This is a genomic window from Anaerosporobacter mobilis DSM 15930, assembly GCF_900142955.1.
GTDB lineage: Bacteria > Bacillota > Clostridia > Lachnospirales > Lachnospiraceae > Anaerosporobacter > Anaerosporobacter mobilis.
Map to the genome: position 1 here is coordinate 125,654 of NZ_FRCP01000009.1, position 26,610 is coordinate 152,263.

Genomic DNA, 26,610 nt, shown 5'->3' on the forward strand with positions numbered 1-26,610 from the left:
TATAATAGGATATTGTCAACGAATTAACAGATCATTGAAATGTGTTACAATGTGAGGGTATATTTTACTGCTCTTATTGCAAGCATTTATTGATATAATTTTCAAGGCGTACGAATCTAACAAGTGTAAATAGCTTGGATCGTGTTACAAAGATAAGTAGCGATAGAATAATACAGTTAAAATATGATACAATGAGGATTAGTAAAACATTCGCCTGTTAGAATCAAGGTGGTAAAAAGTACCGTAGTGGACAGTTTGAGACTGAGTGAGTACGGTTTATTAGTGAAAGAGAGAACGATATGTATTTAATTTCTATATATTTTGATGAAAATGCAGATAATAAAATCAGACGGCTTATACACAAGGTAGCCGAAAAAAGTGAGAATCGTTATATGATAGAAGCAGGTGTCCCACCACACATAACAATATCTGCATTTGAAACCGATCAAGTGAACAAAGTAATTGATTTGTTTGATTGCAAGGTTCATGATATCAAGGCTGGTAAGTTGCAATGGGTTTCTATAGGAGTTTTTAATCCCCATGTAATATTCTTATCACCAGTATTAAATGAATACTTGCATAAGCTTTCCGTATTCGTGAATGAAACCGTATCCTGTGTTGATAACGTATCAATTAGCCGATTCTATTTACCTCTGCAGTGGATGCCGCATACTACGATTGGGAAAAAACTATCAGTAGAGGAAATGCTTATGGCATTTAAAACGTTACAGAATAATTTTAGAATGTTTGAGGGAACAGTAACTAAAATTGGTTTAGCTAAAACAAATCCATATCAAGAGTTAAGAAACTGGGATTTGAAGTAAAAGAGCAAGTAGCTATATGGCATTTGATTTGCAGTTTTAAGGAAAAGAAGACACACTGTTGACATAGAATAATGAAAGAATTATAGTAATAAGTAGAGTATGATTATTAAATACTATAAAAATAATGCCGAAGTCATTCATTGAATCATTACAGGCTGCTGATAATAATAGATAAGGAGAATTAATAACTATGGCAGAAGAAAATCAAGAGATAATAGATAAATATACGAAGGTTTGTATATGTAAAGCAATTAATAAAAGTACCATGAAAAAGATAATTAAAGATGGTGCAGATACTTTGGAAAAAGTTCAGAAGGCAACTTCAGCAGGAAGTGGAAGTTGTGGAGGAAGGCGATGTACACCTAGGATTTTGGAATTGTTAGAGGAGTGCAAACAAGATTAAGATGAATATGACTATTGCAGAGGCTTGTCAAGTCCCAAAGGTTTTCCAAGATGTAGGCCAAGCAACAAGGGTAAAGCTAATCACGAATGGGCTTATTCGTTCTTACAAGAAAGGTGAAATTATCTTTCGAGATCAACAAGAGGTAGATCGCTTTTATTTTGTGATTTCTGGCTATGTCAATTTGTATAAAGTGAATATGAAACAAAGCCAGAAAGTAATATTTATATATGGTGCGGGTGAGATGCTAAATGAGGTATTAATTGATCGACCAAAGGCATCTATTAACTGTGAAGCATTGAGCGAGGTGGTTACCTTATCCTATTCAAGAAAGCAGCTCTTAGAGATGATGGAACAAGATTTTGATTTAGCATTGGCGATTATGAAGTCTAGTGTCAAAAAGACAAGACGGTTATATAGACAACTAGCGAATACCTCGAATATGGTTCATGCTGATTCTCAGGTTGCATCAAAGCTATGGAAACTGGCACGAGATTATGGAGAGGTTACAGAAGAAGGAGTCAAGATAAATTTTGAATTGACCATTTCTTTTTTGGCAGATATGATTGGCTCCAAACGGGAAACAGTGTCTAGGATAGTGAATCGCTTCTGCAAAGAAGGACTTCTAAGAACAAGAAGAAATATATTTGTTATCGTAGATATGAATGGAATTAAAAATTACAGTAAGGAATAACAAAGATCTATAACAAGGACCTATAACCGTAACAACTTACGGTATAGGTCTTTTTTGTTTCTTCTGTACTGTAATCAATAGAGCGACCTGTATATCTATAAACGACGATAATATATCAATCCGAGGATATAAATATCTTAAAATCCGTGAACAGGATAATAAAAGGAACATCAAACAGTAAATCACCTAAAAAGGAATAATTGACATATCAAATACAAAAATTTACTATTATGATAGTGTATGTTTTGCAAAATTACTTAAATACAACAAATACATTACCGTATCGCAATAATGTATTAATGCATCTATAAACTTACATGAGTGTTAATATAGCTAATGGAACATCAATGTATATAGAAGTTGATTTATCTACTGTAATTAAATGGTAGGAGGTAAGGAATGTATGAATAAAAAGATAATAGTAATATGTCTTACAATTTTATTTTTTGTATCGCTTACTGCTTGTAAAAAAGAAACGACAGATAGTATATATCAACCCCTAATCAAAGAACTCAAATGGGGAATGGGCGAAAACCAAGTCATTAAATTACTCGATAACAGGAATGACATGGCTTACAAGCAATATGATTATGATGCTAATGACGATAATCAAGGGAACAAGAATGAGGGTAAGACTTTCTTAAGCTTTATAGAGTTTAATAGTCCAATCAAAAAATTTGGTTACAATGCTAGGGCGATATTAGAGTTTTCAAGAGCAGGGTATGAGGGTCTAGCTGGAGAGGGGCTATTAAATTGTATTATCCTCGGATATTCTGATGTAACAGAAGAAGAACTGTTGGCTCAATTGAAAATCGAATTGGGAGATGATTACAGCGAGAATTCTATGGCACCCGGTATTAAAAGTTATATATGGAAAAGTGAGACAAAGATGAAGGATATTCCTCAGGAAACATTTGATACTGTATGTACATATTTAAAATACAAATCGCCGAACACGAGTGAGACCATTTTATTCCCAAGGGTTGATGAACCAGTGAATCACATAGTATTTCGAATTACAAAATCGGAAGATAGGAAATCGTTAACCGTTACCTATTATAGTGATTGGGAATGGTTGATAAATTATCTAAACAATACGTCTAAGTAAAAGAATATTTAGTCCTTAAAATTGATGTAAAACTACATTTCTAATCAGGAAGAGATGGAGATGTTTTTGAAAAAGACCTATACCGTGATATAAATCACGACGTAGGTCTTTTTTATATGTTATATTGTTAAAAAAATAACGTAGGAGGTATTTATGTTTAGAGAGGAATATAATGCAGTTTGTAATGCGGCAGCAGCCAAAGTTGCATTACTTAAAAACAATCCATTGGGATATTTTGTATTATCAATGCTTGCTGGAATCTATGTTGGTTTTGGTATTCTATTGATTTTTACAATTGGTGGAATGATGACAGGAAATCCATATGCGAAGATTGTAATGGGAGCCGCATTTGGTATCGCACTTAGTCTTGTAGTCATGGCAGGAGCAGAACTATTTACAGGAAATAATTTTGTCATGACTGCTGGTGTGTTAAAAAAGAAGGTTACGCTTGCTGATACGCTTAAATTATGGTTTATCTGCTATATTGGTAACTTAGTTGGCTCAATTTTAATTGGAGTGATCTATCATCTTACTGGACTTAATGCAGGAAACGTTGCAGAGTTTATCGCTAGTACTTCGGCTACGAAAATGAGTATTCCGGCAATGCAACTTTTCACAAGAGGTATTTTATGCAATATGTTAGTTTGTCTAGCTATCTGGTGTGCAACAAAATGTAAATCAGAAAGTGGTAAGTTAATTATGATTTTCTGGTGCTTGTTTGCATTTATTACAACTGGATTTGAACATAGTGTTGCAAATATGACTCTATTAGCGGTTGGTATTTTAAATCCAGTAGGTCAAGCTGTTACGATTGGTGGTTATATCTATAACCTAGTTGTAGTTTCATTAGGAAATATGTTCGGCGGTATTCTTATGGTTGCAATTCCTTATTTCCTAGCATCAAAAGAAAAAGAGGTATAAGTATGGGATATGTATTAGAAAAGGAAGGCATGAATCAAGTTCTTTCAAATCTTTCAGAAAATTATTTGATTTACGCTCCAAAACTCTATGTTGGTGGCGGAAGATTATCTGACACAGACTGTGTACGCTATGGAGAAGTTAATCGTATTGATGAAATCGTATTTGATAGGAAGTCAGAGTTTTCTTTTAAGGAAGTTTTAACACCAATTACACAAACACTGTTTTATTATACAGAAGATACGGTAAAAGAAGCAGACGGTCCCAAGAAGGGTGCAGTTATCTTCCTAAGAAGTTGTGATCTTCATGCAGTAAAGAGACTCGATGATATGTATTTATCAAATGGACCTGTGGATTCTTATTATGAGAGAATTCGTGAAAAAGTAAAATTCGTATTAATGGGTTGTAGCAGTGCATATGACAATTGTTTCTGTGTGGATATGGGCACGAATATCTCAGAAAATTATGATATGAGCATTGATTGTAGTGACAATAACTACCGTGTTGATTGCAAATCGGTAGAATTCAAATCATTATTAAAAGCAAATGCGATTAGAGAAGAAGAAGTATCACCTGCATATGTGAAGGAAACAAGTACACATGTGCATATTCCTGAAAATCTAAGCGCTGAGGTGGCAACAAGTAGTATTTGGAGAGAATACGATTCTAGATGTATCGGTTGTGGAAGATGTAATTTTGTCTGTCCAACTTGTACTTGCTTTACAATGCAGGATTTATTCTACACAGATAATGGTAAAGTAGGAGAACGTAGACGTGTATGGGCTTCTTGTATGGTTGATGGTTATACAGAGGTTGCTGGTGGTGGATGCTATAGACAAAAATACGGTGACAGAATGCGCTTTAAGGTATTACACAAGGTTCTTGATTATAAAGAAAGAAACGGTTACCACATGTGTGTTGGTTGTGGAAGATGTGATGATATATGTCCAGAGTATATCTCTTTCTCTACCTGTATTAATAAATTAGAAAGTGCTATGGAGGAGGTAAGTAGCAATGAGTCGTAATGAGTATGTACCGTTTTTATCAGAAATATTAGATGTTATCAAGCATACAGAAATTGAATATACCTTCCGCATGGCATATGATGGAGAAGTAAAACCGGGACAGTTTTTTGAAGTATCGGTACCAAAGTATGGTGAAGCACCTATTTCAGTTAGTGGAATTGGTGAGGGATTTGCTGATCTTACAATCCGTAGAGTAGGTAAAGTAACCAATGAAGTTTTTGAATTATATAAAGGTGATAAGCTGTTTTTACGTGGACCATATGGAAACGGTTTTGATATAGAAGAATATAAAGGTAAAGAACTTGTAGTTATAGCAGGTGGGACAGGGGTATCTCCTGTACGTGGTGTCATTGAATATTTTGCTAAGCGTAGTGATGAGCGTAAGAATATGACTCTAGTTGCTGGATTTAAATCAGAAGATGATATCCTCTTTCGTGATGATTTTCAGTTCTGGAGACAAAATATGGATGTCATTCTTACATTAGATAATGGAGAAGAGACAAAGGATCACAAAATAGGTCTTGTAACAAAATACATTCCCGATCTTATTCTAGAGGATGTAAACACTGCTGTAGCTATCGTTGTTGGTCCTCCTGCAATGATGCGTTTCTCTGTAAAAGGGTTACTAGAAAGAGGGTTCAAAGAAGAAAACATCTGGATTTCACAAGAGAGAAAGATGTGCTGCGGATTAGGCAAATGTGGACACTGTAAAATCGGCAATCAATATGTCTGTCTAGATGGACCAGTATTCAACTACACAGTAGGCAAAACATTGATTGATTAAGGAGGAAAAGTAATGGATATCAATACGAAAAAACTGAAAAAGAATGCGTTCCGTGTAACGAAGGAACGTGGAATTACAGCCTCCAGAGTACGTGTTCCAGGTGGAAGAATGGATGCCAAATACTTATCAGCTATTCAACATATTGCAGATACCTATGGTGATGGTACCGTTCACCTAACGGTTCGTCAAGGTTTTGAGATTCCAGGGATTCCATTTGAGAAGATGCCTGAAGTTAATAAGTTATTACAACCTATCATAGAAGGTTTAGATATCAATCAAGAAGTACCAGAAGGAGGTTATACAGCTTCTGGAACTAGAAATATCACAGCCTGTGTTGGTAATAGTGTATGTCCATATGCTTGTTATAATACAACTGATTTTGCTAGAAGAATGGAGAAAGCCGTATTTCCTAATGACCTTCACTTTAAGATTGCTTTTACAGGCTGTTCGAATGACTGTGCCAAGGTACGTATGCATGATTTTGGCATTATAGGAATGACAGTACCAAGGTTTGAGGCAGATCGTTGTGTTAGTTGTGGAGCTTGTGTGAAAGCTTGTAAGAAGAAATCTGTGTCAGCCTTAACAGGAGTTAATTATCGTCCACAAAGAGACCATAATAAATGCATCGGTTGTGGGGAGTGTGTGAATGCATGTCCTAACCTGGCATGGACTAGGAGCGATAAGAAATATTACAAATTAACGCTTCTAGGTAGGACGGGTAAGAAAAATCCTAGACTCGGAGAAGATTTTATTAAGTGGGCTGATGAAGATAGCATTATTAGAATCGTTCAGAATACCTATGATTATGTAAAACAATATATTGATCCAAATGCTCCAGGAGGGAAAGAACATATCGGTTACATTGTAGATCGTACTGGCTTTGAAGAATTTAAAAAGTGGGCTCTAAAAGATGTAAATCTTCCAGTTATCGCAGAAGTAGCAGAGAACATCTACTGGAGTGGAGTTAGGTATTAGTAAAATTACAATTGGATAAATGAACAAATAAAAAAGGTGTCTGCCAATCAGCAAAAAAGATGGCAGGCATTTTTTCTCATTAATCGATCGGTTTTAATAATTGTCCATATTTTTAAGATTTGTCCATTCCAATAAAATAAAAATAAAGGTATGATATAGAACAGTTAGTAATGACTAACTAAGAATTCACCTTAAGAGAAGGGGATAAAATTTTCAAATTGAAAGGAGCATAGTTGTTAATATGACAGATAAATCAAAAGTTTCTGCAGGGCGTTTTCGGCTGGTTATTATAAGCTTACTTATAATCTTGGTTGTATCGTTTTTGTTTACCTTATGTTTAGGTGCGATGAGGATATCTCCAAGTAGTACCTTCCAAATAATCATAGATAAATTATTTGGTATTTCACCAAGTGGAGCGCATCTCCCAACAGATGCAGAGATGAACATCATTTGGAAAATCCGTTTTCCGAGAGTATTGCTTTCTTTATTCGTTGGTGCTGGTCTTGCACTTTGTGGCGGAGTTATGCAAGCTACAGTGCAAAATCCTATGGCGGAACCTTATATACTTGGGATATCCTCTGGTGCATCTCTTGGAGCAACCTTCGCTATATTTATTGGTTTTGGAGTTGGTACGGCCTTTGGAGCGTTTGTAGGATCAATAGCAGCAACGGTGGCAGTATTAACATTGGCTTCTTATGGAAATCGTATGACTTCTGTGAAGTTAGTACTATCAGGAATGGTTATTAATGCGTTGTTTAGTGCGATTTCCAACTTCATAATTTCTTTGGCTGGAGATTCGGAAGGAACTATGTCTATTAAATTCTGGACGATGGGTTCACTAACTCGTGCAAAATGGGATAATATCTGGCTTCCAATCATTGCTGTGGTTTTATGTAGTATCTTTTTTATGACTCAATATCGTGTTCTTAATACCATGTTAGCTGGTGATGAAGCAGCCATTACATTAGGAATTAATTTGAGTTTCTACAGAAGAGTTTATATGATTGTTGTTTCCTTACTCACGGGTATATTGGTTGCAACGTGTGGGATTATTGGGTTCGTTGGATTAATTATACCTCATATTGTTCGTTCGCTGGTTGGTGCAGATCATAGAAGATTACTACTAACTTCCCTACTGGCAGGCTCTATCTTCTTAATGTGGGCAGATGCCATTGCGAGAATTCTTATACCGAATGCAGAGTTACCAATTGGAATTATAACTGCTTTGGTGGGAGCACCATTCTTTGTATTTATTCTAGTAAGAAGAGGTTATGGCTTTGGATCAAACAATTAGAGGAAATCGATGTGAAAAATCAAGATTTTTCACACGCAACTTTGTGCCTGCGACCCAAAGTTTGCAGGCTATGGAAAGGCATGGTTATTAGTATGGACTTAACAGTAAAAGATCTAAGTGTCAATCTTGGTGAAAAGGAAATAGTAAAAAAGGTTTCTTTAAACACAAGTGGCAATTCTTTTGTTGCTCTACTTGGTCCAAATGGAAGTGGAAAATCCACATTACTGCGCTCAATATATAGAGTTTTAAAACCAAGTGGAGGAATTATATTAATTGATGGGAAAGATTCCACGCAGATAACGAACAAGAAATTGGCAAAAGAAATGGCGGTTGTTGCACAGTTTAATAACTTGAATTTTGATTTTACCGTACGAGAGATTGTAATGATGGGGAGAACCCCTCACCTGAATATGTTACAGGCTGAAAGCTCTAAAGACTATAAAATTGTAGATTCAGCACTGGAGAAGGTAGGCATGAGACAGTATGGAAATCGAAGTTATGCTTCACTTTCTGGTGGTGAAAAACAGCGTATTATGTTGGCAAGAGCCATTGCACAAGAACCTAAGTTGTTGATTTTAGATGAACCTACCAATCATCTCGATGTCAGATATCAATTGCAAATCCTATCGATTGTTAAGGAATTAGGGATTAATGTACTAGCAGCGTTGCATGATTTAACGCTTGCTTCTCAATTTTGTGATTACTTATATCTATTAAAAGATGGTGAGATTGATTCGCAAGGAAAACCAGATGACGTACTAACGAAAGAAACGATAAAAAGGATTTATGAGATTGACTGTGAAATTATGAAAGCACCAAATACCGACGGAGTATTAATTAGTTATTACCCACCTAAGGTTTCAATGTAGATAATTAAACAAACTATACGTTTGCGAAACTCTTTGTTATGGCGACAAACATATCAATGTGTTTTAACCGTTACGATTCACTGAATAGTGTTATGAAGATAGTTCGCAATTGACTAAGTAAACAAATAAAGGAGATTATTATGAGAAAAAATATTTATAAGCTTACTGCCTCAGCTTTACTACTTGCAGTATTAACAACAGGATGCGCGAAAACATCGAATACAGACTCATCAAAAGGGGATACATCTAACACTACAGTTACAGAGCAGACAACAGATGATACTGTGGACAATGGAGAGGTTAGTGATACAGAAGAAACAAAGGATTCTAGTGAAACAGTATATCCGTTATCAATTGATACGTATGGACCAGACGGAGAGAAGTATACTCAAACATTCACAGAGGCCCCATCAAAAGTAATAACGAATAATCCTTCTTCAACAGACCTGTTATTGGAACTTGGTCTTGGAGATAAAATTATTGGTATCCTTAAGCCTGATAATGCACCTGATGAAAAATGGGCATCTGCATATGAAAATCTTACTGTCCTAGGTGATAAAATGACGATGTCTAAAGAAGTTATCATTGGTGCAGAACCAGACTTTATATTTGGCCGTACGATGCCATTTAACGATGAATCTATGGGAAAAATTGAAGACTTAAATGATATGAATATTAATGTATATACGGAACTAGCAAGTAACTTTGTAATTGATCAATCTCTAGATAATGTTATTTTAGACGTTCGTAATATAGGCAAGATATTTAATGTATCTGAAAAGGCAGATACCTATGCAGATTCTTTGCAGACACGTTTAGATACGATCAAAGGTAAAGTATCTGATATATCTCAATCAGAACCTGTTAAAGTATTATTTATGGTAACCTATGTAGATGGTACATTTAATACGTTTGGTGCGAATTCAGCCCTTCAAAGTGAAATGTTAAAAACTATTAATGCAGAAAATGTATTAGAAACTGGTACAAGTTCTTTAACAAGTGAGAACCTTGTGTCACTTAACCCAGATGTAATTGTTTATATTAAATCTGACCGTAATGCTGAAACTGATAAAACAGCTGTTGAAAGCCTTTTAGCTGACGAAACGATTCAGTCTGTACCAGCCATTGCTAATGAGAAAATAATCGAGATTGGCTATGATGAAATAATGGATTATGGCGCAAGAATTTTTGATACATTAGAAACATTATATGATTTTATTTACTAAGTGTAAGGAGGCTGTATTAATATGGAGTTTACGACGATTGCAGGAAGAGAATGCTTCGTATTTCTGCCGAACAACTATGAGAATGAAGAAACATCATATCCTGTAGTATATCTACATGGAGATAAATCTACGTATGCATTATTAAAAGAAGCTGATTTCCTTTCTGATCTATCCTATATTATTATAGGAATTATGTCAGAAAAACGCTTAGATGAATTAACACCTTGGCCAAGTACTTCTCTTCATCCAAAGTTTCCGGACTTTGGAGGGAGAGGGGATGAGTATATACAATTTATTGAAACGAAGTTAAAACCGACTGTAGATCAGATGTATCGAACGTTAACTACTCCTGAAAGTACAGGAATCGTTGGATATTCCCTTGGTGGTCTTATCTCCATCTATGCAGCCTTTCACACCGCAAGTTTTGGCTGCTTTGCAAGTATGTCTGGCTCATTCTGGTATCCAGAATTTGATTCATACACGACTAAGCAATTGGTTCGTAATCGTGAAGCTAGATTTTATCTGTCAAGTGGTGATAGCGAAGGAGTAGGGCATAAGGATAGGAAAAAGGATGCAGTTACGTATACAAAGAAAGTCTATGAATTCTTAGTTTCCGATGTAACTTCCTCTAGAGTAACAATTAACTGGGATGAAGGTGGACATCATGCCAATACGCATATGCGATACAAAGATGCATTGCTCTGGTTTAATTGTAATCTTAAAAACAATTAAGCAATTACTGATTTTATTGATAGTTAAACAACTAGGATAACATAAGGCCTATGAAAATGAATCGTTAAGACATTTTCATAGGCTTTCTTTGCTTTGTTTAAATTGTAGTAAAGAACATAAAAAACATAAAAAACATAAAAAACATAAAGAACATAAGGAATATAAAGAACAATATGAGGTAACAGAACATAATATTAATAAATACAGAATAATAAAATATTGACAATAATGTATGACATACAGTATGATGGTTTTGAGGTGATAATATATGGATTCAAAGAACGAACTAGTCAGTTCACTTACAATAGAATTAAAAAGAGGTACCTTGGTTCTTTTGGTATTAAGTCAGCTTAGTACATATGAATATGGGTACTCACTTGTGCAAAAGTTAGAAAAGAAGAACGCTCCAATCGAAGCAGGAACGCTTTATCCATTACTCCGAAGATTAGAAAAACAAAAGTTATTGATTAGTAAATGGGATACGAGTGAAAGTAGACCACGTAAATTCTATACGTTAAGTGAGGAAGGAAAAGTAGTTTACGAACAACTTAAAACAGAGTGGAGAGCAATGTCAACCTTAATGGAGGAGTTATTGAAGGAGGAGGAGAATAATGAAACTGATTGATCGATATGTATATGCTGTTACGGAACATTTTCAGAAGGAAAGCAAGGAGGATGTTGGTAAGGAACTTCGTGCCAATATAGAAGATATGCTTCCAGAAAATTATTCAGATAAAGACGTATATCAGGTATTGGAAAAACTCGGTAGTCCGCGTAAACTTGCTAACGAATACAATCCAAGGAGCAGGTATTTAATAGGACCTGGTTATTATGATAATTATTTATCTGTGCTCAAATTGGTAATCGGTATCTGTACTATCGTATTTGTTGGTATTGCTATTCTTGATTGGGCTTTTGAACCACCGGTTGATGGATATACGTATGGGAATCTTCTTAATCTATTTATAGAATTAATATCAGCAGTTTTTGGAGGAGCGATACAGGGTGCTTTATGGGTGACTCTGGTATTTGCAATTTTAGAGAGGACCACGGGAGAAGTGGATCAGGTGCCATTTAGTAATAAAAAATGGACGCCTGATGATTTGCCAGAATTCCCAATAGATAATAAAAAGAAGATATCACGAGTAGAGACTGTATTTTCAATGTTTTGTACGGTTCTCTTTACCGCACTTATATGCGTTAAGCCACAGCTAATTGCCATATATACGAAAGATGATACTGGAGGATTGAATGCAACACCATTTTTTGATGTCGAAAGGTTGCAATCCTATATGGTAATCCTATTTGTGTTTTTAGTTATTCAGTTCGGGATATTTATCTGGAAGTATATAACTGGAAGTTGGAACTTGCCATTAGCTATAGTGAATACAATCTATAATGTGGCGATCAGTATTCTTATAATTGTAATGTTAAGCGACCAAGCTTTATTAAATACAGAATTCTTATCTAAAATCATGCAGTATACGGATGGATCAGCTCAAACGATATCAACATGGATGAACACTGGTAAATGGGTATTTGTTGCTGTTTTTGTTGTAATTAGTATTTGGGATAGTATTTCGTCAATTATTAAAAGTTTGAGTCGATAACCTGTGTTGCTTTTTTATACCGGATTTAATAGTATGCACAATAGTCAAGATTACAGGACCTAGATATTATAATGCAATCATCTGGGTCCTTTTTTCGCGTCTGATATTAATTCAGAGTTATCAGTTATAGTTTTTTACCTGACTTGGTGAGTAACCAACATGCTTTTTGAAAATTCGACTGAAATATAAAGGGTCAGAATAACCCACTAATGAAGAAACTTCTTGTACAGTATAATCTCCATCTTTTAGGAGTTCAATCGCTTGTTCTAATCGGTATTGTATAAGGTAATTGATTGGCCTGATTCCCATGTGTTGATAGAATAAGTAACTAAGTTGATCTGGTTTTTTACCAGAATATTCAGCTAGTGTTTTCAGTGTAATATTCTTATGGTAAGAGTTGTGTATGTACGCAACCACTTCTTTTATTAGTTGTTGGTTGGTTTTTACACTACTATTTAAATGTTCAGCAAAGATAGCTTCAAAAGCTTGATCAAGCAACTGTTCGGCTTCATAAGTTGCTTTCAGTGTCTTCATTTTCTTTAGCTCTAATACAGCTTCTAGAATATCTAGGATCTTCTCCGTATCATCTAGTTTGGTATCAAACAGGAATTTGTTATTACTATCATAATATAAGTTTATATGGTGAAACGGTTCATCTCCTAGAACCTCAAATTCTAACTGTTCTCCGGGACAGCCATGGATCATTTTCCCGCGATTGGCAACAAAGGAACGATCACCAAAGTGTATAACTCCTTTCCCACTGAGAGGGAAGATGAAAGCTCCTTTTGTAGTCAAATATTGCATATGATTATCGTTTGGTATTCTACAAAACTTGCTTACATTTGTTATATATATGGAGTTACACGCATATTCTCTGGCCAACTCTTTTAATAGGGTGAATGAATTATCCACAAGTATTCCTCCTCGTATTTATTACTATCTTATAAATAGATATGTAGTTAGTATATACTAACTATGAAATAATATCATAAATTGCCTGAAACATCAAATGATAAAATTAATAAGGAGCTTTTTTCGTGTGTGCCCGAATTTGATTAATTATTTTAATAAAATGTCGTCAATATATCACAAGATATCAAATCGTGCATATCAATATTATATGTAGAAAAATGTTGAAAAATGTTGAAATGATATAATATGTAAGACTAGGATACCATATTATATGGAAATGGGGTTAATCATGAAGATATGTGTTATTGGCTTAGGATATATAGGCATGCCAACAGCTGTAATGTTTGCTAGTCATGGTTGTAATGTGATTGGGGTTGATGTCTCTGAACATGTTGTACAAAGTCTTAATATAGGAAAGATAGTAATTGAAGAACCAGGGCTTGAAGAGTTAGCTAAGAGATGCGTAGAAGATGGAACGCTAAAAGCGTCTTTATTACCGGAAGTTGCTGATGCATTTATAATTGCTGTACCTACGCCAAACAAAGACGATGAATACAAAAGTTGTGATTTGAAGTATGTATTACAAGCAGTCAGGTCTATTCTTCCTTATGTGAGAAAAGGAAATACCATAATCATAGAATCAACAATTGCGCCGAGAACAACGAATGATGAAGTGAAGCCTGTTTTTGAAGAAGCAGGATTTACCATTGGAAAGGATCTCTATTTGGCACATTGCCCCGAAAGAGTGTTACCAGGGAAGATTTTGTATGAGTTAGAAAACAATAATAGAATTATTGGTGGAATAACGAATGAATGTTCCAAACATGCTGAGGAAGTATATAAAGTATTTGTAAAGGGAGAACTACTATTGACTGAGGCTAAAGTAGCAGAATTGTCAAAGTGTATGGAAAATACATTTCGTGATGTGAATATATCCCTAGCAAATGAACTAGCAAAGATTTGTTATGAGTTAGATATCAATTGTTTGGATGTGATTGCTTTGGCAAATAAGCACCCTAGGGTAAATATACATCAGCCGGGACCAGGAGTAGGCGGTCATTGCCTAGCAATTGATCCTTATTTTATCTGTGCTAAAGCACCACAAACAGCAAAACTGATTTCTCTTGCTAGATCGATTAATAAATCAATGCCCGATTTTGTAGTAGATAAAGTAAAGATGATTCTTAAAGATCAAGATGAGGCAAAGATTGCAGTTTTTGGTGTGACATATAAGGGGAATATTGATGATATAAGAGAGAGCCCTGCAATAGAAATTGTTACGATGTTAGAAGAATCGTATAAAGTAGCCGTCTATGACCCGCATGTTAAGAATCCGAATTATGTATCATTGCTTGAAGCTGTTACAGATGCAGACATGATACTACTATTAGCTGATCATAACGAATTTAAGAATCTAGATTATAAGCAGATTGCCAAGGTTATGAAGCAGCCAATACTATTTGACACAAAAAACATGATAAGCACACAAGAAGAGTATGGGTTGGAAATTATCAATTATGGCAATTTGTATCAACATAAAAATACTCAATAAAGGCTCTAGGTTTTGGAAAGGAGTATGGTTGTTAATATGGAGAAGAGATTAAGGGTTTTAACTATTTTTGGAACACGTCCAGAAGCAATTAAAATGTGTCCACTCGTAAAAGAGTTAAAACATAGAGAAGAAATAGAATGCATTGTTTGTGTGACTGCCCAACACAGGCAAATGTTAGACCAAGTCTTAGAAATCTTTCGGGTTAAACCAGATTTTGATTTAAATATCATGAAAGACAATCAAACATTAACCAATATAACAACGGAAGTAGTAGCCAAACTTGAAAACTTATTATGTGAACTAAAGCCACATATTGTTTTGGTTCATGGAGATACCACAACTGCTTTAGCAGCATCTTTAGCAGCCTTTTATCAGAAGATACCAGTGGGGCATGTAGAAGCAGGTTTACGCACTAATAATAGATATTCACCATTTCCAGAAGAGATGAATCGAGTATTAGTATCTAGAATTGCAGAGCTTCATTTTGCTCCAACTATTCATAATATACAAAATCTATATCAAGAAGGAATTAAAGATAAAGTATATCTAACAGGGAATACCGTAATAGATGCTTTAAAGACTACGATTAAAGAGGATTATGTTTTTCATAATAAGGATCTTAAATCGTTTCCTTATGGTATCTCCAAAATACTTCTAGTAACAGCTCACAGGAGAGAAAATCTTGGAATTTATATGGAACATATTTGCCATGCTATAAAAAGAACCGTTGATGAAAATCAAGAAATAGAAGTAATTTATCCAGTTCACCTAAATCCAGAGGTAAGAAAAACGGTTTACTCCATTTTAAAAGACCATGATAGAATCCATCTTCTAGATCCACTAGATGTAGAGGATATGCATAACTTAATGGCAAGGTCATATCTGATTCTAACGGATTCTGGTGGGATTCAGGAAGAAGCCCCTTCTTTAGATATTCCCGTTATTGTAGTAAGGAAAGAAACGGAACGCCCAGAAGCCGTTGAAGCTGGAACAATTATCATTGGCGGTGTAGAAGAAGAAACTATTTATAACAGTTTGCGAGAGCTACTATATAGTAAAGAAATATACGACAAAATGAGTTGTGCAAAAAATCCATATGGAGATGGCCATGCATCGATAAAAATTGCAGATACATTAATTGACTGGCTGCAATCAAACAAAGTGTGAGAATGATTTTAATCAAATAAAGAATAATAGTGAAATTAAATAGTAGGAATGGAGCAATTATATGGAAGTATGTAGAGAATATACAGATAATTGTTATCGAAGGAATCAATCTAATACGGAGCCTGTTATTGAATTTTTAGCAACAGTGACTATACCAAAAGGATTCATTCTGAGTGATGAATATTACGAAACCTATTTGACTATAGATAAGCAGAATTTATCAGAAGTAAGAATGACAAAAAATTGCAGATGTGGTCCATCTGATGATTGTACAACAGCAAGTAATTGTGTACTACTGAATGGGAAGTTAACTTATAACGTTACTATGGAGTTCTTTAAAGCTACTTGTCTTTTAGAGAGTGATAATTTAAAGAAAGAAACATCCTTTCATGATAATGGTGATTTATTCATGGATAAGATTTTGCTTTGTAGAAGAGGAAGAGAAACAATTTTGCCAATGCCAGAATATTCGCTAATTCCTGTTCAGGGAGAGGAATTTATCGCAGGTATTGATGGTCAGAATATCTTTCGTATGAAAAATAAAAGGGATTTTATTACGTTGCTTGAAGATCCAAAGATCGAAAAAGTTGTTCACATACCATATAGTTTATTTGTTGTAATAAATGGTTAAAGAATTTTATAGGAAAGGAATAATTATATGGATGATATAATGAATAATTCAGAGGGCTTATTTGAAATAGCTAATTTAATAGAGTTAGAAAAAGCAAAAGCAGGCAGAACTGGCGCATATCAGGTACCTATGCCTATTGTATATGAAACAAATGTAGCGATTAGTATACCAAGTGGATTTTCGCGAGATGGAAGTAAGCCTATTACTTGGGAAATATCAATTGATCGCCATACGTTAAAAGCAATTCCTTATGCAGTATCAGTCCCTGCCTCCATAATAGTAGAGGAAGGTTCTGAAGCTGTTAATACCATGGTAAATATGTATCAAGTACGTTTAATGGGAATGCTGTATTATAATGTCGTACTAGGGAATTTTGTTGCTAATGCAGCAGCATACTCTGATGGGAGAGCAATCTTTGCAGCTAATGGAGGAATTGCTGTTAATATGGTAATTGGATATGTATCAAATATCAGAGATATACGTTCCGATTTGATAGATAATATTGTATTTGATGTGGTGGATTATAGAGCAACTTTAATAAAGCAAGATGAAAGTATCATCTATAACCCTCTAAATCGAGAAGCTTTCTATTCAGAATTTGATGGTTCATCAGATATGGTATGTATTTTACCTTTTTCAGTATTTATAACAGTAAATCCTGTTATTTCCTAAGATGAGAACAACAGTACTATTTGTAATTATTGGCGCGGGATTAGGGCATTTAACACGTGGATTAGCAATTGCTACACAGATTACGAAGCTTAATAAGAATTGCAATATTATATTCTTTACAACCAATGCGAATGCCAACATTATAGAGAAATTTCATTATCAATATTACTATTTACCGAATAGGAGTTTACTATCCCAAACTATGAAAGCTCCAGAATACAATGCATATATGAAGAATATTTTAATAGGAATTATGGAGAAGCATCAGACCGATTATTTCGTTTTTGATGGTGCTTTTCCATACCCTTGTATTGTTGGAAGTATGCGTCATAGGACTATGTATAACATATGGATAAAAAGAGAAGGGGATCGGCAAGGTTTTGATGATGCTGCAATTATTGCATATAAGAAATATTTTGATTGCATAATTATACCTGAAGAACTTGGTCAAAAAGAATACAGAGAGTATCTTACAAAGGAAAAACTTGTACCACCAATACTTTTGATTGATAATAAGGATGTAAGAGATGGGATTCGTCATAGATTCTCCATTACATCAAAGGAAAAGGTGTGGTATGTACAACTAGGAAGAGCCAACAGAGACATAAAAAGTGGTTTACTAAATCGAATAATTCATACTATTTTGAATATAGAAGATTCTTATATCGTGTTAGGGGAATCTATTGATGGGCCATGTATAGAAATGGAACATCCGAGGATATGGAATCATAAGAATTATCCGAATTCCCATATGTTTTCTGAAGTCGATTTTGCCATAACTACAGCAGGCTATAATATAACACATGAACTTGCATACTACAATATTCCTGCTATACTAGTGCCAGACCTGTTTGTCGTAAAAGATGATCAAAGGGCTAGAGGTTTAAGAATAGAAGATATTGGTGGCGCTATAACATTAACGGATTATAGCCAGATCGAACGTGCTATTTCGCATCTTATGGAAAAAGAGTTAGAGATGAAGAATAAACTAGAAGATTATCATTTGGTTAATGGTGCGCAGCAAGCTGCAGAGATAATCCTAGGTATCGGGTAGAATAAATAGGCTGTCGTCATAAATACTAAGTTATTTATGATGACAGCTTATTTCTCGTTTTAAATTATGGTTCTATTATATGAAATTCTTTTAATATGGCTTCCTTGACGTCAGAATCTGTTACTTCAAACCGGGTATAGGGAATCACATTCGTATGAGTATTGGTATTGTGTGTAATGATCATAAAATTATCTTTTGGAAAGGCTTCATAAGGAAAACGATACATAGTTACATGAGATAGCTCCGGAAAATATTGATACGTATTCAGGTAATCTATGACAAGAAATCTCTGTGCGTATACGGCAGATGATATATTATTAAATTGGCATAACTGCTTGGTATGGATGTCATAGATAAAACCATTCTGACAAATAATTACGGAAGTCTCCAGTTTCGGATCGAACTCGGTTAATAACTGCATATAGCCCGGGTGATACATATCATCACTATCGATTTGTGCTAGATAGAATTCATCAGCTCCTAAGATGTATTTCTTGATATCCTCTTTTGGGGTAGAAGTAAAGAGTATGTTATCGTTTATCTTGGGATAGTTCTTTAATGCGGACTTAACTAAGTCAATAGAAGAAGGATGAGTGCGAAGTACTGCTAAAAATTCTTGGTTTGTCTGTAGTTCAAAGGATTTTCTAGTATAATGATAAAAAATATCAATTCTTTTTTCAATCCATTCTTTAGAAAGGGAGTCAATTTGAAATCGGCTGTTTAATGCCGCGTCATTATCATTAAATCGGCTATATATAACTTTTCTTCGCTCCATACTGTATTCCCCCTAAAGTAGTTGTAAAGTAAAAGATTCCATCAAGGAAGTCTTCTCGGTACTGGTCAGTCTAGATGTAACAAGTGCATTAGAGATAGATTTGTGTACCGTAATAACATCGGTATCAAGCGTTTCGTTTGGCATTTTATTAAAATTATCGAATAGATAATTGGAACAGCAGTTGTCATAGAAGAAAAAATATCTTTGATATTCTAAGACTGGGCAGACGTAGACAAAGGAATGTGCAGAAGGACTTTTTGCATAAAACAGACCTTTGTTGCCTATATTGTATAAGTATTTTTGAAAAATAAGTAATACCGGTTGAATATTTTGGTGATTCATTATTTGCGTTAATAGATTTTTAGGGTATATTTCATTTTGATTTAGATGGATAAAGCGAATATCATGATACTGATTTATATCAAGTGTTTTTATATACTCCTGTGTTGCATTCGCCATATTTGTAGTAAAGATAAAATTGGTTTCTCCCGAATAGTATTGGTCTTTCCATGCAAGAATTTCCTTAGATAATTTTTCGCTATATTCAATAAAGCAGATATAATCGTGTAAGGATTGCGTTATGATACTTTTGAGAGTATATTCATGGAGCATATAAAGCTGGTCCGCTAGATTGGAAAGCATGGAATGAAACTTTATTCTGATAATTAATTTAGTCATAGTTATACTCCTTATAATACTAATGTGATAAACGATCGTATTGATTATCAGCATCATTATGAATAAGTAGAAGGTTTATGGGGTAATAAGTTATATTTTTTCCGGCCAGTAATGATAAATCGTACTAGTTTCTTTTAATTGATAGCCGAACTTTTCATATAGCGATATCATAGGTTTGTTAGATGCTTGCGTCCCCATTTGGAACTTGGTAATGTTATTTTGATAGCCAAAGGCTAGGAGTTTGGTTAATAAAATCTGCCCTATACCTTGCCCTTGGAGTTCTTTATGAGTGGCTTGTAAATCAGTGATGATGGTATCTTCACGAATATAAAATAGAAGATAAGCCAGGATATGCGTTCCTTTTTGATAATAGATATAGTATTTTTGTGAATCATGAAAAGAGTCCTTACACCAGGTTTGATAAACGATATCCGCCTGTTCTTTTGGTATATAAGGGTCATTATAAAAACGGGAATAACGATATACTTCTCTGGATAGCTCCATGATATCCTGCTGAAAGGATAAGCCGTTTTGGATAATAATGTTTGGTGTGTTATCTAATGATGGTATTGCTTTTTGTGTGAAAGTAAATTGCATCTGAAGATCAGTAATATATGCATGGCCTAGTAGTGAGAGATAATAATGATTTGTCATAAATGAATTATCATTTTTAATAACTATAAAGTCGTACATTTTACTTTGATCCTGAATTGTTTTAATATCATGCAGATTCAGTTGTTGTTCGATGAGTAATCGACCAGTATTTAATTGGAATATATGGTTATCCCAAGGTGTAGATTTTACATATAACTCCACAGTATCCCCCCTTTCTAAAATCTAATTGACTAAGTTAATAGATACTACATGAGCTTCCTGTAAGTTTTAAGAGCACTGCAAATATAGTGACATTGTTCATCCGTTAATTGCGAGTAAAGTGGTAAGGTTATTTCCTTTACATAAAAAGCATAGGAATTAGGATAATCCTGCATTTGAAATCCTAGATTTTTGTATGCAGTAAGTAAAGGCAAAGGTTTATAATGAACATTTGTACCAATATTTTTAGTACTTAAGTGCTCGATAAGATGATTACGATTAAGTTCGCTAAAGCCTTCTAGCTGCAACATATATAGGTGACAGCTGGATTTACACTCTTGAGTAGAATTATGAGGCAAAGGGGTTACAGAAGTATCTTCAAGTAAGGTGTTGTATTGTCTAACAATTTCTTCTCTACGATTAAGCATGGCATCGTATCTGCGGAGTTGAGAAACACCTAAGGCAGCAGATATATCTGTCATATTGTACTTATAAGCTGGAAATAGGATATCATATTCCCAACCACCTAATTTACTTTTACTTAATGCATCTTTGGTTTGACCATGAATTGCATGAAGCATAAATAACTTATGGAGCTCATCATCATCTATTAAATCATGTTTCTTCCATGTGACCGCGCCACCTTCTGCTGTTGTGAGATTCTTTACTGCGTGAAAAGAGAATACTGTAAAGTCAGCAACATTACCTGAATGGAAACCCTTATAGGTAGCACCAAGTGCATGAGATGCATCTGCTATAATTGGTATACGATGAAAGATCTGTTGTATTTCCTTATTTGGTTGATACATGTGTTTCTTACTTTCTAACATTTGAATAATTGAATCATAATCACACATAATACCCGCAAGATCTACAGTAATAATTGCCTTTGTTTTCGTCGTTATGGCTTTCTCTATTTGTTTGGCATCAATGTGGCAGGAGTTTGGCGGTATATCAACGAGGATAGGAATTGCACCAACGTGACATATGATACTAGCAGAAGCTGTATAAGTATAGGCTGAGGTTATTACCTCATCTCCTGGACCAATTCCTAAGATTCGTAAAGCTAATTCCAGACCTGCGGTAGCAGAATTTAAGCAAACCACTTTCGAAGTACCAATATAATTTGCCAGATTAATTTCGAATTCCTTTGTTTTAGGTCCGGTTGTAATCCAACCACTTTTTAGTACAGATATAACCTCATTGATATCTTCTTGCTGAATATCAGGAGGTGAAAAAGGAATGTTCATATTATCGCCTACAACTTTCATAAATTACTCGTTTTAATGAGATTAATAAGTTCAGGTATTGTCATACAGGATTCGATATTAGAAGAGACAGAATAATTAACTAATTTGTTGCCAGGAATAGTTTCTAACTGTTTCTTCTGCTCCTTAGGTAAATAGGTTGGATGGACAATATAGTAGTCATTATCGTATTGATAAACAATACCGTTTTCGGAGGCGGAAATAAGTTCTTCATGCATCTTTTCGCCGGGGCGTATACCAATCTCAACGATCTTGGAATTATTATTACCATATAGTTTAATAACTGCTTTTGCTAAATCAATAATTTTGCATGCAGGCATACTCATTACATAAATATCTCCACCGTTACTTTCTGTTGCGGCTTTTATAAGGAAAGAAACAGCATTTGGTATTGTTACAAAGTATCTGGTCATATCCTTATGAGTTAAGGTTACTTGATTTGTGAGTTGTAATTGTTCCTTAAATAGAGGGATAACGCTGCCGTTAGAACCAAGAACATTACCAGTTCTTATGCATGTAAAACTAGTATCCGAATGTAAGTTAGCTTCGATTATAAGTCGTTCGCCCATACCTTTACTCATACCATACAGATTGACAGCAGAAACTGCCTTGTCTGTAGATACATAGATAACTTTTTTCACATGCCTAGTAATACTGGCATCAATTATATTCATCGTTCCAAGTACGTTTGTTTTAATTGCTTCTTGTGGTTGAAATTCACATATCGGAACGTGTTTCAGTGCTGCCAAATGGAAGACATAATCAACACCCACTAAAGCGTCATTAAGCGCAGTCTTGTCTCTAATATCGCCTATAATATAGGAAATGTTTTTATTATTAAATTCTCTTTGCATAGTTACCTGTGCAAGTTCACCGCGTGAAAAAATACGGATTTCTTTGACATCGGAATGTATTAATTGACGAGTTAGTTCTTTTCCCCAAGAACCAGTGCCTCCAGTAATTAATATTGTTTTATTTTTAAACATTAGCTTCCCTATGCTATGCATAGCCCTTTCTTTAAATTTCAAACAAAAACTACATAATTCGATAAAATATTACAATAATAGTATATGCGAATACTATGTTCTCGTGTCATTTAAATTACAAACGATTATTTAACGTATGATTATGGGTGTTTATTCATGGTTTGGGGGCACCCTCACTGGAATATAAAAGGTAGCATTAAGTAGGTATAGAAAAAACAAAAAAAAGACTCCCTTAACAACTTTATATTGTTAGGGGGTCTTTGATGAATATTGAATATGGATATCCAATATTCAATATTTAATTTTGTAAAAAATCTTGTTTTTAGTATAGAATTAAGAGTTATGGTAAAAAGTTTCCTTTTTGCAACAACTCTATAATTTCATGTTCATTCATGAGATGTTCTTGTAAAGAAGTAACTTTATTTTGTAATTTAATGTTTTGATCAATGTATGAATAGTATTTTTGGAATTCAAGAGTGGGTATATATGGCTTAATTAAATAATAGTTAAGATCATATTCATAAACATAACCAATTTCATATTCTGATATAAGTTCTTCATGTAATTTTTCTCCTGGTCTCAATCCGGTAACGATTATCTTGGTGTTTTTGTCTCCGTAAAATTGGACAAGCACGTTTGCCAGGTCTGTGATTTTGCAAGATGGCATCTTCATAACAAGTGTTTCTCCACCAATACTTGTTGCTGTTGCGGTAAATAACAAAGAAATCGCTTGTGGTATGGTTAGGAAGAAACGAGTCATCTCGGTATGTGTAATAGTAATCTCATTTCTTTTCTTAATTTGATCAATAAATAATGGAACAACACTACCATTAGATCCTAAAACATTACCGGCTCGAATACAGACAAACCTTGTATCATTCGAGGTTTCATTGGCATTGATAATCATTTTTTCTCCAAGTGCTTTGCACATTCCATAGACATTAAGTGGAGCTACTGCTTTATCAGAAGATACATCAATTACTTTTTTCACATGATTGCTGATAGATGCTCTTATCAGATTTTCAGTGCCTAGAATGTTAGTTTTTATGGATTCCTGAGGTTGATTTTCACAGATTGGTACATGCTTTAATGCTGCAAGATGGAAGACATAATCGACCCCATATAATGCTTTATCAAGAGAAGTGTAATCGCGGATGTCACCAATAATAAAATGAATACGATTATTATGAAAATAGCGTTCCATAGTAACTTGAGCTAATTCACCTCGTGAAAATATCCGGATTTCTTTTACTTCCGTTTGGAGCAATTGTTTTGTTAATTCGTATCCCCAGGAACCAGTGCCACCTGTTATTAGTATAACATTATCTTTAAACATAGCACATATCCTTTCATGACTAAACTATACTTAACCTATTTTATTCTACATTTTATAGTATGCATTTTGTCGAAACTATGTGCAAAAGTAAAAATAGAATGTTTTAGTGGAACTATATGTCGAAAAAACTAATATAATAAAGAAGAGCAGTGTAGTTTAATGCCCTAATTCTGAAAGGAGCTAATGACCTTGAATCGTGTTAATACCTTGAAAATTGCTTGTATTGTCGATGATTTTACAGAATATTGTTTGGCAAAGGAATGTCAGCTAATTAATCTGGATATTCATACTTGGGAACAACAACTAGAAGAATTAAAGCCTGATTTTTTATTTGTTGAATCAGCTTGGAGAGGATATCAAAATCAATGGAATAAAAAGATATCTGTCTTTAGTATGGAGCTAGCTAAGGTGATATATTATTGTAAACAGAATACTATACCTACGGTATTCTGGAATAAAGAAGATCCTGTGCATTTTGATACGTTTTTTACAACTGCCCTACAGTTTGACCTAGTATTTACTACGGATATGGATAGTATTCCCTTATACAAGTTATTATTACATCATAATAATGTAGGTCTGTTTCCATTTGCCACATCTCCCAAAGTCTTTCATCCGATAGAGGTTTATGATAGGGAAGATGCTATCTGTTTTGCAGGAAGTTATTATAGAAATCGAATCAATCGGTCAGAGACATTTGAGGCAATCTATGATATTTGTAAAAAATATATGAACTTTTATATTTATGATAGAAACGCCCACCCAGAAGATATTAATTATACCTATCCAGATAAATATAAAGATTCGATTTTGGGTTCCTTACCGGTGGATCAAATAGATATAGCATATAAAAAATACAGGTTTGGCTTAACCATGAATACAGTCCAAGATTCTTCTACCATGGAAGCAAGAAGGGTGTTTGAATTAATGTCCTCCAATACAATAACTATAAGTAATGAGTGTAGAGCCATTACGAATATGTTAGGTGATCTCTGTGTAGTTTACCTGGGGGAAGAATCATCACTTGAAATTGCAAAACTGTTAAATGATGAAGAATATTATAATAAACTTCGTCTATTAGCGTTACGAACGGTTCTCTTAGAACATACATATGAAAAACGATTGCTATATATTGCACAAAAAGTATTAAAGAAAAGGATAAGTAAAATAGATAAACAGGTAGTAGTATATTCAATTGTGTGTAGTCAGGAAGAAGTAAATCTTGTTTTGAAGGCTTTTCAAAGGCAATCTTATCAGAGCAAAAAATTAATCTTTATTGTGGAAGAAAACAGTAATATTAATACAGATACCGAGAAGATTTCCTTCTATCCTGATATGAAAGTCGCTGATCTTGGCGTTAGTGATTATTATGCATGTTTTACTCCTTCGAATTATTATGGCATCAATTATCTAATGGATTGTATCTTAGCGCAAGAATATAGTGATGCCAAAATAATTGGAAAAGGTAGTTATTATACGAATTGTGATAATCAGTTTTTAAGTTGTGGAGATTATCAGATCTATACTTGGGGAAATGAAATGATACTGGATCGTTGTATTATGCAGTATGACGTAGCAAAGGATATAGCAATTGATCCAGATGTAATTGGTAGCAATAAGGTAACCTTGAATTGTCTTTATATTGATCAATATAATTTCTGTGAGAATTATACGAAGGAAACCTGTGATACCGTGGATGATTTATCTATGAATACTGGCTATAAGATGGAAGAATTATACAGGGTATCAGAAAGCTTACAACCAAGTATGGCAAGTTATCAAAAAAAACTAACGGGCAATATGATATTTGACGAGGTTAAAAACAATGCTAAATATGTTAGTCTAGCAGTTGATGATACGGGCGGATTAAATGTAATACCACATGATATCGTTAAGGGGCAGGTGTACTTATATAGTAATGCTATCTATGATGTAAGTGAGTATGAAAGAGCGAATAAAATCTCAATATGCTTTCGTTGTCTATTTAGTGGAGTAGTAAAACTATTAGTAGTATTTATAGATGAAAGAGAAGAAGTAATAAAACGAATCGTTGTATTACCCAACTCCTATCAAAAGATTACGATACCACAAGGTTCAAAACAATTTACTTTGTGCTTTGCAATAAAAAGTCAATCTAGAGTCAAGATACAAGAGATTTATTTGAATCCCATGATTCGGGAAAATTTAAAAATTGATTCAGTTGTTAAAAGCATCTCGTAAAACTTGCCTTCGTCAATTTGCACACATAAAAATTGACATAACATTCTCATATATAAATTGTGCAAATTGACGAGACTAAAATTAAAA

Annotated in this window: 27 protein-coding genes; 20 read left to right on the forward strand and 7 right to left on the reverse strand. The window is 34.2% G+C overall.

Annotated features, from left to right (window positions below):
• Window positions 1-299: 299 nt before the first annotated feature.
• The 14 genes from BUB90_RS08825 to BUB90_RS08890 all read left to right on the forward strand — a co-directional run bounded on the left by BUB90_RS08825 (window position 300) and on the right by BUB90_RS08890 (window position 12,459).
• A complete protein-coding gene (locus BUB90_RS08825) occupies window positions 300-824 on the forward strand; it encodes a 2'-5' RNA ligase family protein (protein ID WP_073286241.1) in 525 nt (174 codons plus the stop codon).
• A 190-nt stretch (window positions 825-1,014) separates the two neighbouring features.
• A complete protein-coding gene (locus BUB90_RS08830) occupies window positions 1,015-1,227 on the forward strand; it encodes a (2Fe-2S)-binding protein (RefSeq protein ID WP_073286245.1) in 213 nt (70 codons plus the stop codon).
• A 1-nt stretch (window position 1,228) separates the two neighbouring features.
• Window positions 1,229-1,918, forward strand: coding sequence for a Crp/Fnr family transcriptional regulator (locus BUB90_RS08835; RefSeq protein ID WP_084139165.1), 690 nt, complete (start codon window positions 1,229-1,231; stop codon window positions 1,916-1,918).
• A gap of 403 nt (window positions 1,919-2,321) precedes the next feature.
• A complete protein-coding gene (locus tag BUB90_RS08840) occupies window positions 2,322-3,026 on the forward strand; it encodes a hypothetical protein (protein ID WP_073286248.1) in 705 nt (234 codons plus the stop codon).
• A 153-nt stretch (window positions 3,027-3,179) separates the two neighbouring features.
• On the forward strand, window positions 3,180-3,947 hold the full coding sequence (locus BUB90_RS08845; protein ID WP_073286251.1) for a formate/nitrite transporter family protein: 768 nt from the start codon (window positions 3,180-3,182) through the stop codon (window positions 3,945-3,947).
• A 2-nt stretch (window positions 3,948-3,949) separates the two neighbouring features.
• On the forward strand, window positions 3,950-4,969 hold the full coding sequence (gene asrA, locus BUB90_RS08850) for an anaerobic sulfite reductase subunit AsrA (protein WP_073286254.1): 1,020 nt from the start codon (window positions 3,950-3,952) through the stop codon (window positions 4,967-4,969).
• Window positions 4,959-5,753: an anaerobic sulfite reductase subunit AsrB gene (gene asrB / locus BUB90_RS08855; protein ID WP_073286257.1), complete on the forward strand. Its 795-nt coding sequence runs from the start codon at window positions 4,959-4,961 to the stop codon at window positions 5,751-5,753. Before asrA ends, asrB begins: the two co-directional genes overlap by 11 nt.
• Window positions 5,754-5,765: 12 nt before the next feature.
• The gene (asrC, locus tag BUB90_RS08860; protein WP_073286260.1) at window positions 5,766-6,728 is read left to right on the forward strand and encodes a sulfite reductase subunit C; all 963 of its coding nucleotides are present in this window, start codon (window positions 5,766-5,768) and stop codon (window positions 6,726-6,728) included.
• Between the two features lie 241 nt (window positions 6,729-6,969).
• The gene (locus tag BUB90_RS08865; RefSeq protein WP_073286264.1) at window positions 6,970-8,022 is read left to right on the forward strand and encodes a FecCD family ABC transporter permease; all 1,053 of its coding nucleotides are present in this window, start codon (window positions 6,970-6,972) and stop codon (window positions 8,020-8,022) included.
• Window positions 8,023-8,102: 80 nt separating this feature from the next.
• Window positions 8,103-8,891 carry an ABC transporter ATP-binding protein gene (locus BUB90_RS08870; RefSeq protein WP_330393768.1) on the forward strand — a complete coding sequence of 263 codons (789 nt, stop codon included), beginning with the start codon at window positions 8,103-8,105 and terminating at the stop codon, window positions 8,889-8,891.
• Between the two features lie 140 nt (window positions 8,892-9,031).
• Window positions 9,032-10,117, forward strand: a complete 1,086-nt coding sequence (locus tag BUB90_RS08875) for an ABC transporter substrate-binding protein (protein ID WP_073286268.1) — start codon at window positions 9,032-9,034, stop codon at window positions 10,115-10,117.
• Between the two features lie 21 nt (window positions 10,118-10,138).
• Window positions 10,139-10,849, forward strand: a complete 711-nt coding sequence (locus BUB90_RS08880; protein WP_073286272.1) for an alpha/beta hydrolase — start codon at window positions 10,139-10,141, stop codon at window positions 10,847-10,849.
• Window positions 10,850-11,117: 268 nt separating this feature from the next.
• Window positions 11,118-11,474, forward strand: a complete 357-nt coding sequence (locus BUB90_RS08885) for a PadR family transcriptional regulator (RefSeq protein ID WP_073286275.1) — start codon at window positions 11,118-11,120, stop codon at window positions 11,472-11,474.
• A complete protein-coding gene (locus BUB90_RS08890) occupies window positions 11,461-12,459 on the forward strand; it encodes a hypothetical protein (RefSeq protein ID WP_073286278.1) in 999 nt (332 codons plus the stop codon). The genes BUB90_RS08885 and BUB90_RS08890 overlap by 14 nt, the downstream gene beginning before the upstream one ends.
• A 120-nt stretch (window positions 12,460-12,579) precedes the next feature.
• Here the strand turns inward: BUB90_RS08890 and BUB90_RS08895 are convergent, their stop codons facing one another.
• Window positions 12,580-13,371, reverse strand: a complete 792-nt coding sequence (locus BUB90_RS08895) for a helix-turn-helix transcriptional regulator (protein WP_073286281.1) — start codon at window positions 13,369-13,371, stop codon at window positions 12,580-12,582.
• Window positions 13,372-13,642: 271 nt separating this feature from the next.
• On the opposite strand from BUB90_RS08895, the gene BUB90_RS08900 reads away from it, so the two are divergent.
• The 5 genes from BUB90_RS08900 (at window position 13,643) to BUB90_RS08920 (ending at window position 18,447) form a co-directional block, all read left to right on the forward strand.
• Window positions 13,643-14,923, forward strand: coding sequence for a nucleotide sugar dehydrogenase (locus BUB90_RS08900; RefSeq protein ID WP_278277268.1), 1,281 nt, complete (start codon window positions 13,643-13,645; stop codon window positions 14,921-14,923).
• Between the two features lie 36 nt (window positions 14,924-14,959).
• Entirely contained in the window at window positions 14,960-16,090 is a 1,131-nt protein-coding gene (gene wecB / locus BUB90_RS08905) for a non-hydrolyzing UDP-N-acetylglucosamine 2-epimerase (RefSeq protein WP_073286284.1), read from the forward strand.
• 61 nt (window positions 16,091-16,151) lie between these two features.
• Entirely contained in the window at window positions 16,152-16,721 is a 570-nt protein-coding gene (locus tag BUB90_RS08910; RefSeq protein WP_073286287.1) for a hypothetical protein, read from the forward strand.
• A gap of 27 nt (window positions 16,722-16,748) precedes the next feature.
• On the forward strand, window positions 16,749-17,393 hold the full coding sequence (locus BUB90_RS08915; protein ID WP_073286290.1) for a hypothetical protein: 645 nt from the start codon (window positions 16,749-16,751) through the stop codon (window positions 17,391-17,393).
• A gap of 1 nt (window position 17,394) precedes the next feature.
• Window positions 17,395-18,447 carry a glycosyltransferase family 28 protein gene (locus BUB90_RS08920; protein ID WP_073286294.1) on the forward strand — a complete coding sequence of 351 codons (1,053 nt, stop codon included), beginning with the start codon at window positions 17,395-17,397 and terminating at the stop codon, window positions 18,445-18,447.
• Window positions 18,448-18,511: 64 nt separating this feature from the next.
• Here the strand turns inward: BUB90_RS08920 and BUB90_RS08925 are convergent, their stop codons facing one another.
• The 6 genes from BUB90_RS08925 to BUB90_RS08950 all read right to left on the reverse strand — a co-directional run bounded on the left by BUB90_RS08925 (window position 18,512) and on the right by BUB90_RS08950 (window position 24,303).
• Entirely contained in the window at window positions 18,512-19,222 is a 711-nt protein-coding gene (locus BUB90_RS08925) for a hypothetical protein (protein WP_073286298.1), read from the reverse strand.
• 12 nt (window positions 19,223-19,234) lie between these two features.
• Window positions 19,235-19,900 (reverse strand): hypothetical protein, encoded by a 666-nt coding sequence (locus tag BUB90_RS08930; protein WP_073286301.1) that lies wholly within the window; start codon window positions 19,898-19,900, stop codon window positions 19,235-19,237.
• Between the two features lie 90 nt (window positions 19,901-19,990).
• Complete coding sequence (locus BUB90_RS08935; protein ID WP_073286304.1) at window positions 19,991-20,716, reverse strand: GNAT family N-acetyltransferase; 726 nt, start codon at window positions 20,714-20,716, stop codon at window positions 19,991-19,993.
• 44 nt (window positions 20,717-20,760) lie between these two features.
• Entirely contained in the window at window positions 20,761-21,963 is a 1,203-nt protein-coding gene (locus tag BUB90_RS08940) for a DegT/DnrJ/EryC1/StrS family aminotransferase (protein WP_073286722.1), read from the reverse strand.
• Window positions 21,964-21,980: 17 nt separating this feature from the next.
• Entirely contained in the window at window positions 21,981-22,988 is a 1,008-nt protein-coding gene (locus tag BUB90_RS08945) for a polysaccharide biosynthesis protein (RefSeq protein WP_207650239.1), read from the reverse strand.
• Between the two features lie 319 nt (window positions 22,989-23,307).
• Window positions 23,308-24,303, reverse strand: coding sequence for a polysaccharide biosynthesis protein (locus BUB90_RS08950; RefSeq protein WP_073286307.1), 996 nt, complete (start codon window positions 24,301-24,303; stop codon window positions 23,308-23,310).
• A 189-nt stretch (window positions 24,304-24,492) separates the two neighbouring features.
• Here BUB90_RS08950 and BUB90_RS08955 point away from each other — a divergent pair, with 189 nt between their 5' ends.
• Entirely contained in the window at window positions 24,493-26,523 is a 2,031-nt protein-coding gene (locus BUB90_RS08955) for a CgeB family protein (RefSeq protein ID WP_073286311.1), read from the forward strand.
• Window positions 26,524-26,610 lie beyond the last annotated feature (87 nt).

Coding starts and splice junctions, on each gene's coding strand:
- BUB90_RS08825 (WP_073286241.1), top strand. CDS start 300: ATGTATTTAATTTCTATATATTTTGATGAAAATGCAGATAATAAAATC.
- BUB90_RS08830 (WP_073286245.1), top strand. CDS start 1,015: ATGGCAGAAGAAAATCAAGAGATAATAGATAAATATACGAAGGTTTGT.
- BUB90_RS08835 (WP_084139165.1), top strand. CDS start 1,229: ATGAATATGACTATTGCAGAGGCTTGTCAAGTCCCAAAGGTTTTCCAA.
- BUB90_RS08840 (WP_073286248.1), top strand. CDS start 2,322: ATGAATAAAAAGATAATAGTAATATGTCTTACAATTTTATTTTTTGTA.
- BUB90_RS08845 (WP_073286251.1), top strand. CDS start 3,180: ATGTTTAGAGAGGAATATAATGCAGTTTGTAATGCGGCAGCAGCCAAA.
- asrA (WP_073286254.1), top strand. CDS start 3,950: ATGGGATATGTATTAGAAAAGGAAGGCATGAATCAAGTTCTTTCAAAT.
- asrB (WP_073286257.1), top strand. CDS start 4,959: ATGAGTCGTAATGAGTATGTACCGTTTTTATCAGAAATATTAGATGTT.
- asrC (WP_073286260.1), top strand. CDS start 5,766: ATGGATATCAATACGAAAAAACTGAAAAAGAATGCGTTCCGTGTAACG.
- BUB90_RS08865 (WP_073286264.1), top strand. CDS start 6,970: ATGACAGATAAATCAAAAGTTTCTGCAGGGCGTTTTCGGCTGGTTATT.
- BUB90_RS08870 (WP_330393768.1), top strand. CDS start 8,103: ATGGTTATTAGTATGGACTTAACAGTAAAAGATCTAAGTGTCAATCTT.
- BUB90_RS08875 (WP_073286268.1), top strand. CDS start 9,032: ATGAGAAAAAATATTTATAAGCTTACTGCCTCAGCTTTACTACTTGCA.
- BUB90_RS08880 (WP_073286272.1), top strand. CDS start 10,139: ATGGAGTTTACGACGATTGCAGGAAGAGAATGCTTCGTATTTCTGCCG.
- BUB90_RS08885 (WP_073286275.1), top strand. CDS start 11,118: ATGGATTCAAAGAACGAACTAGTCAGTTCACTTACAATAGAATTAAAA.
- BUB90_RS08890 (WP_073286278.1), top strand. CDS start 11,461: ATGAAACTGATTGATCGATATGTATATGCTGTTACGGAACATTTTCAG.
- BUB90_RS08900 (WP_278277268.1), top strand. CDS start 13,643: ATGGAAATGGGGTTAATCATGAAGATATGTGTTATTGGCTTAGGATAT.
- wecB (WP_073286284.1), top strand. CDS start 14,960: ATGGAGAAGAGATTAAGGGTTTTAACTATTTTTGGAACACGTCCAGAA.
- BUB90_RS08910 (WP_073286287.1), top strand. CDS start 16,152: ATGGAAGTATGTAGAGAATATACAGATAATTGTTATCGAAGGAATCAA.
- BUB90_RS08915 (WP_073286290.1), top strand. CDS start 16,749: ATGGATGATATAATGAATAATTCAGAGGGCTTATTTGAAATAGCTAAT.
- BUB90_RS08920 (WP_073286294.1), top strand. CDS start 17,395: ATGAGAACAACAGTACTATTTGTAATTATTGGCGCGGGATTAGGGCAT.
- BUB90_RS08925 (WP_073286298.1), bottom strand. CDS start 19,222: ATGGAGCGAAGAAAAGTTATATATAGCCGATTTAATGATAATGACGCG.
- BUB90_RS08930 (WP_073286301.1), bottom strand. CDS start 19,900: ATGACTAAATTAATTATCAGAATAAAGTTTCATTCCATGCTTTCCAAT.
- BUB90_RS08940 (WP_073286722.1), bottom strand. CDS start 21,963: ATGAACATTCCTTTTTCACCTCCTGATATTCAGCAAGAAGATATCAAT.
- BUB90_RS08945 (WP_207650239.1), bottom strand. CDS start 22,988: ATGCATAGCATAGGGAAGCTAATGTTTAAAAATAAAACAATATTAATT.
- BUB90_RS08950 (WP_073286307.1), bottom strand. CDS start 24,303: ATGTTTAAAGATAATGTTATACTAATAACAGGTGGCACTGGTTCCTGG.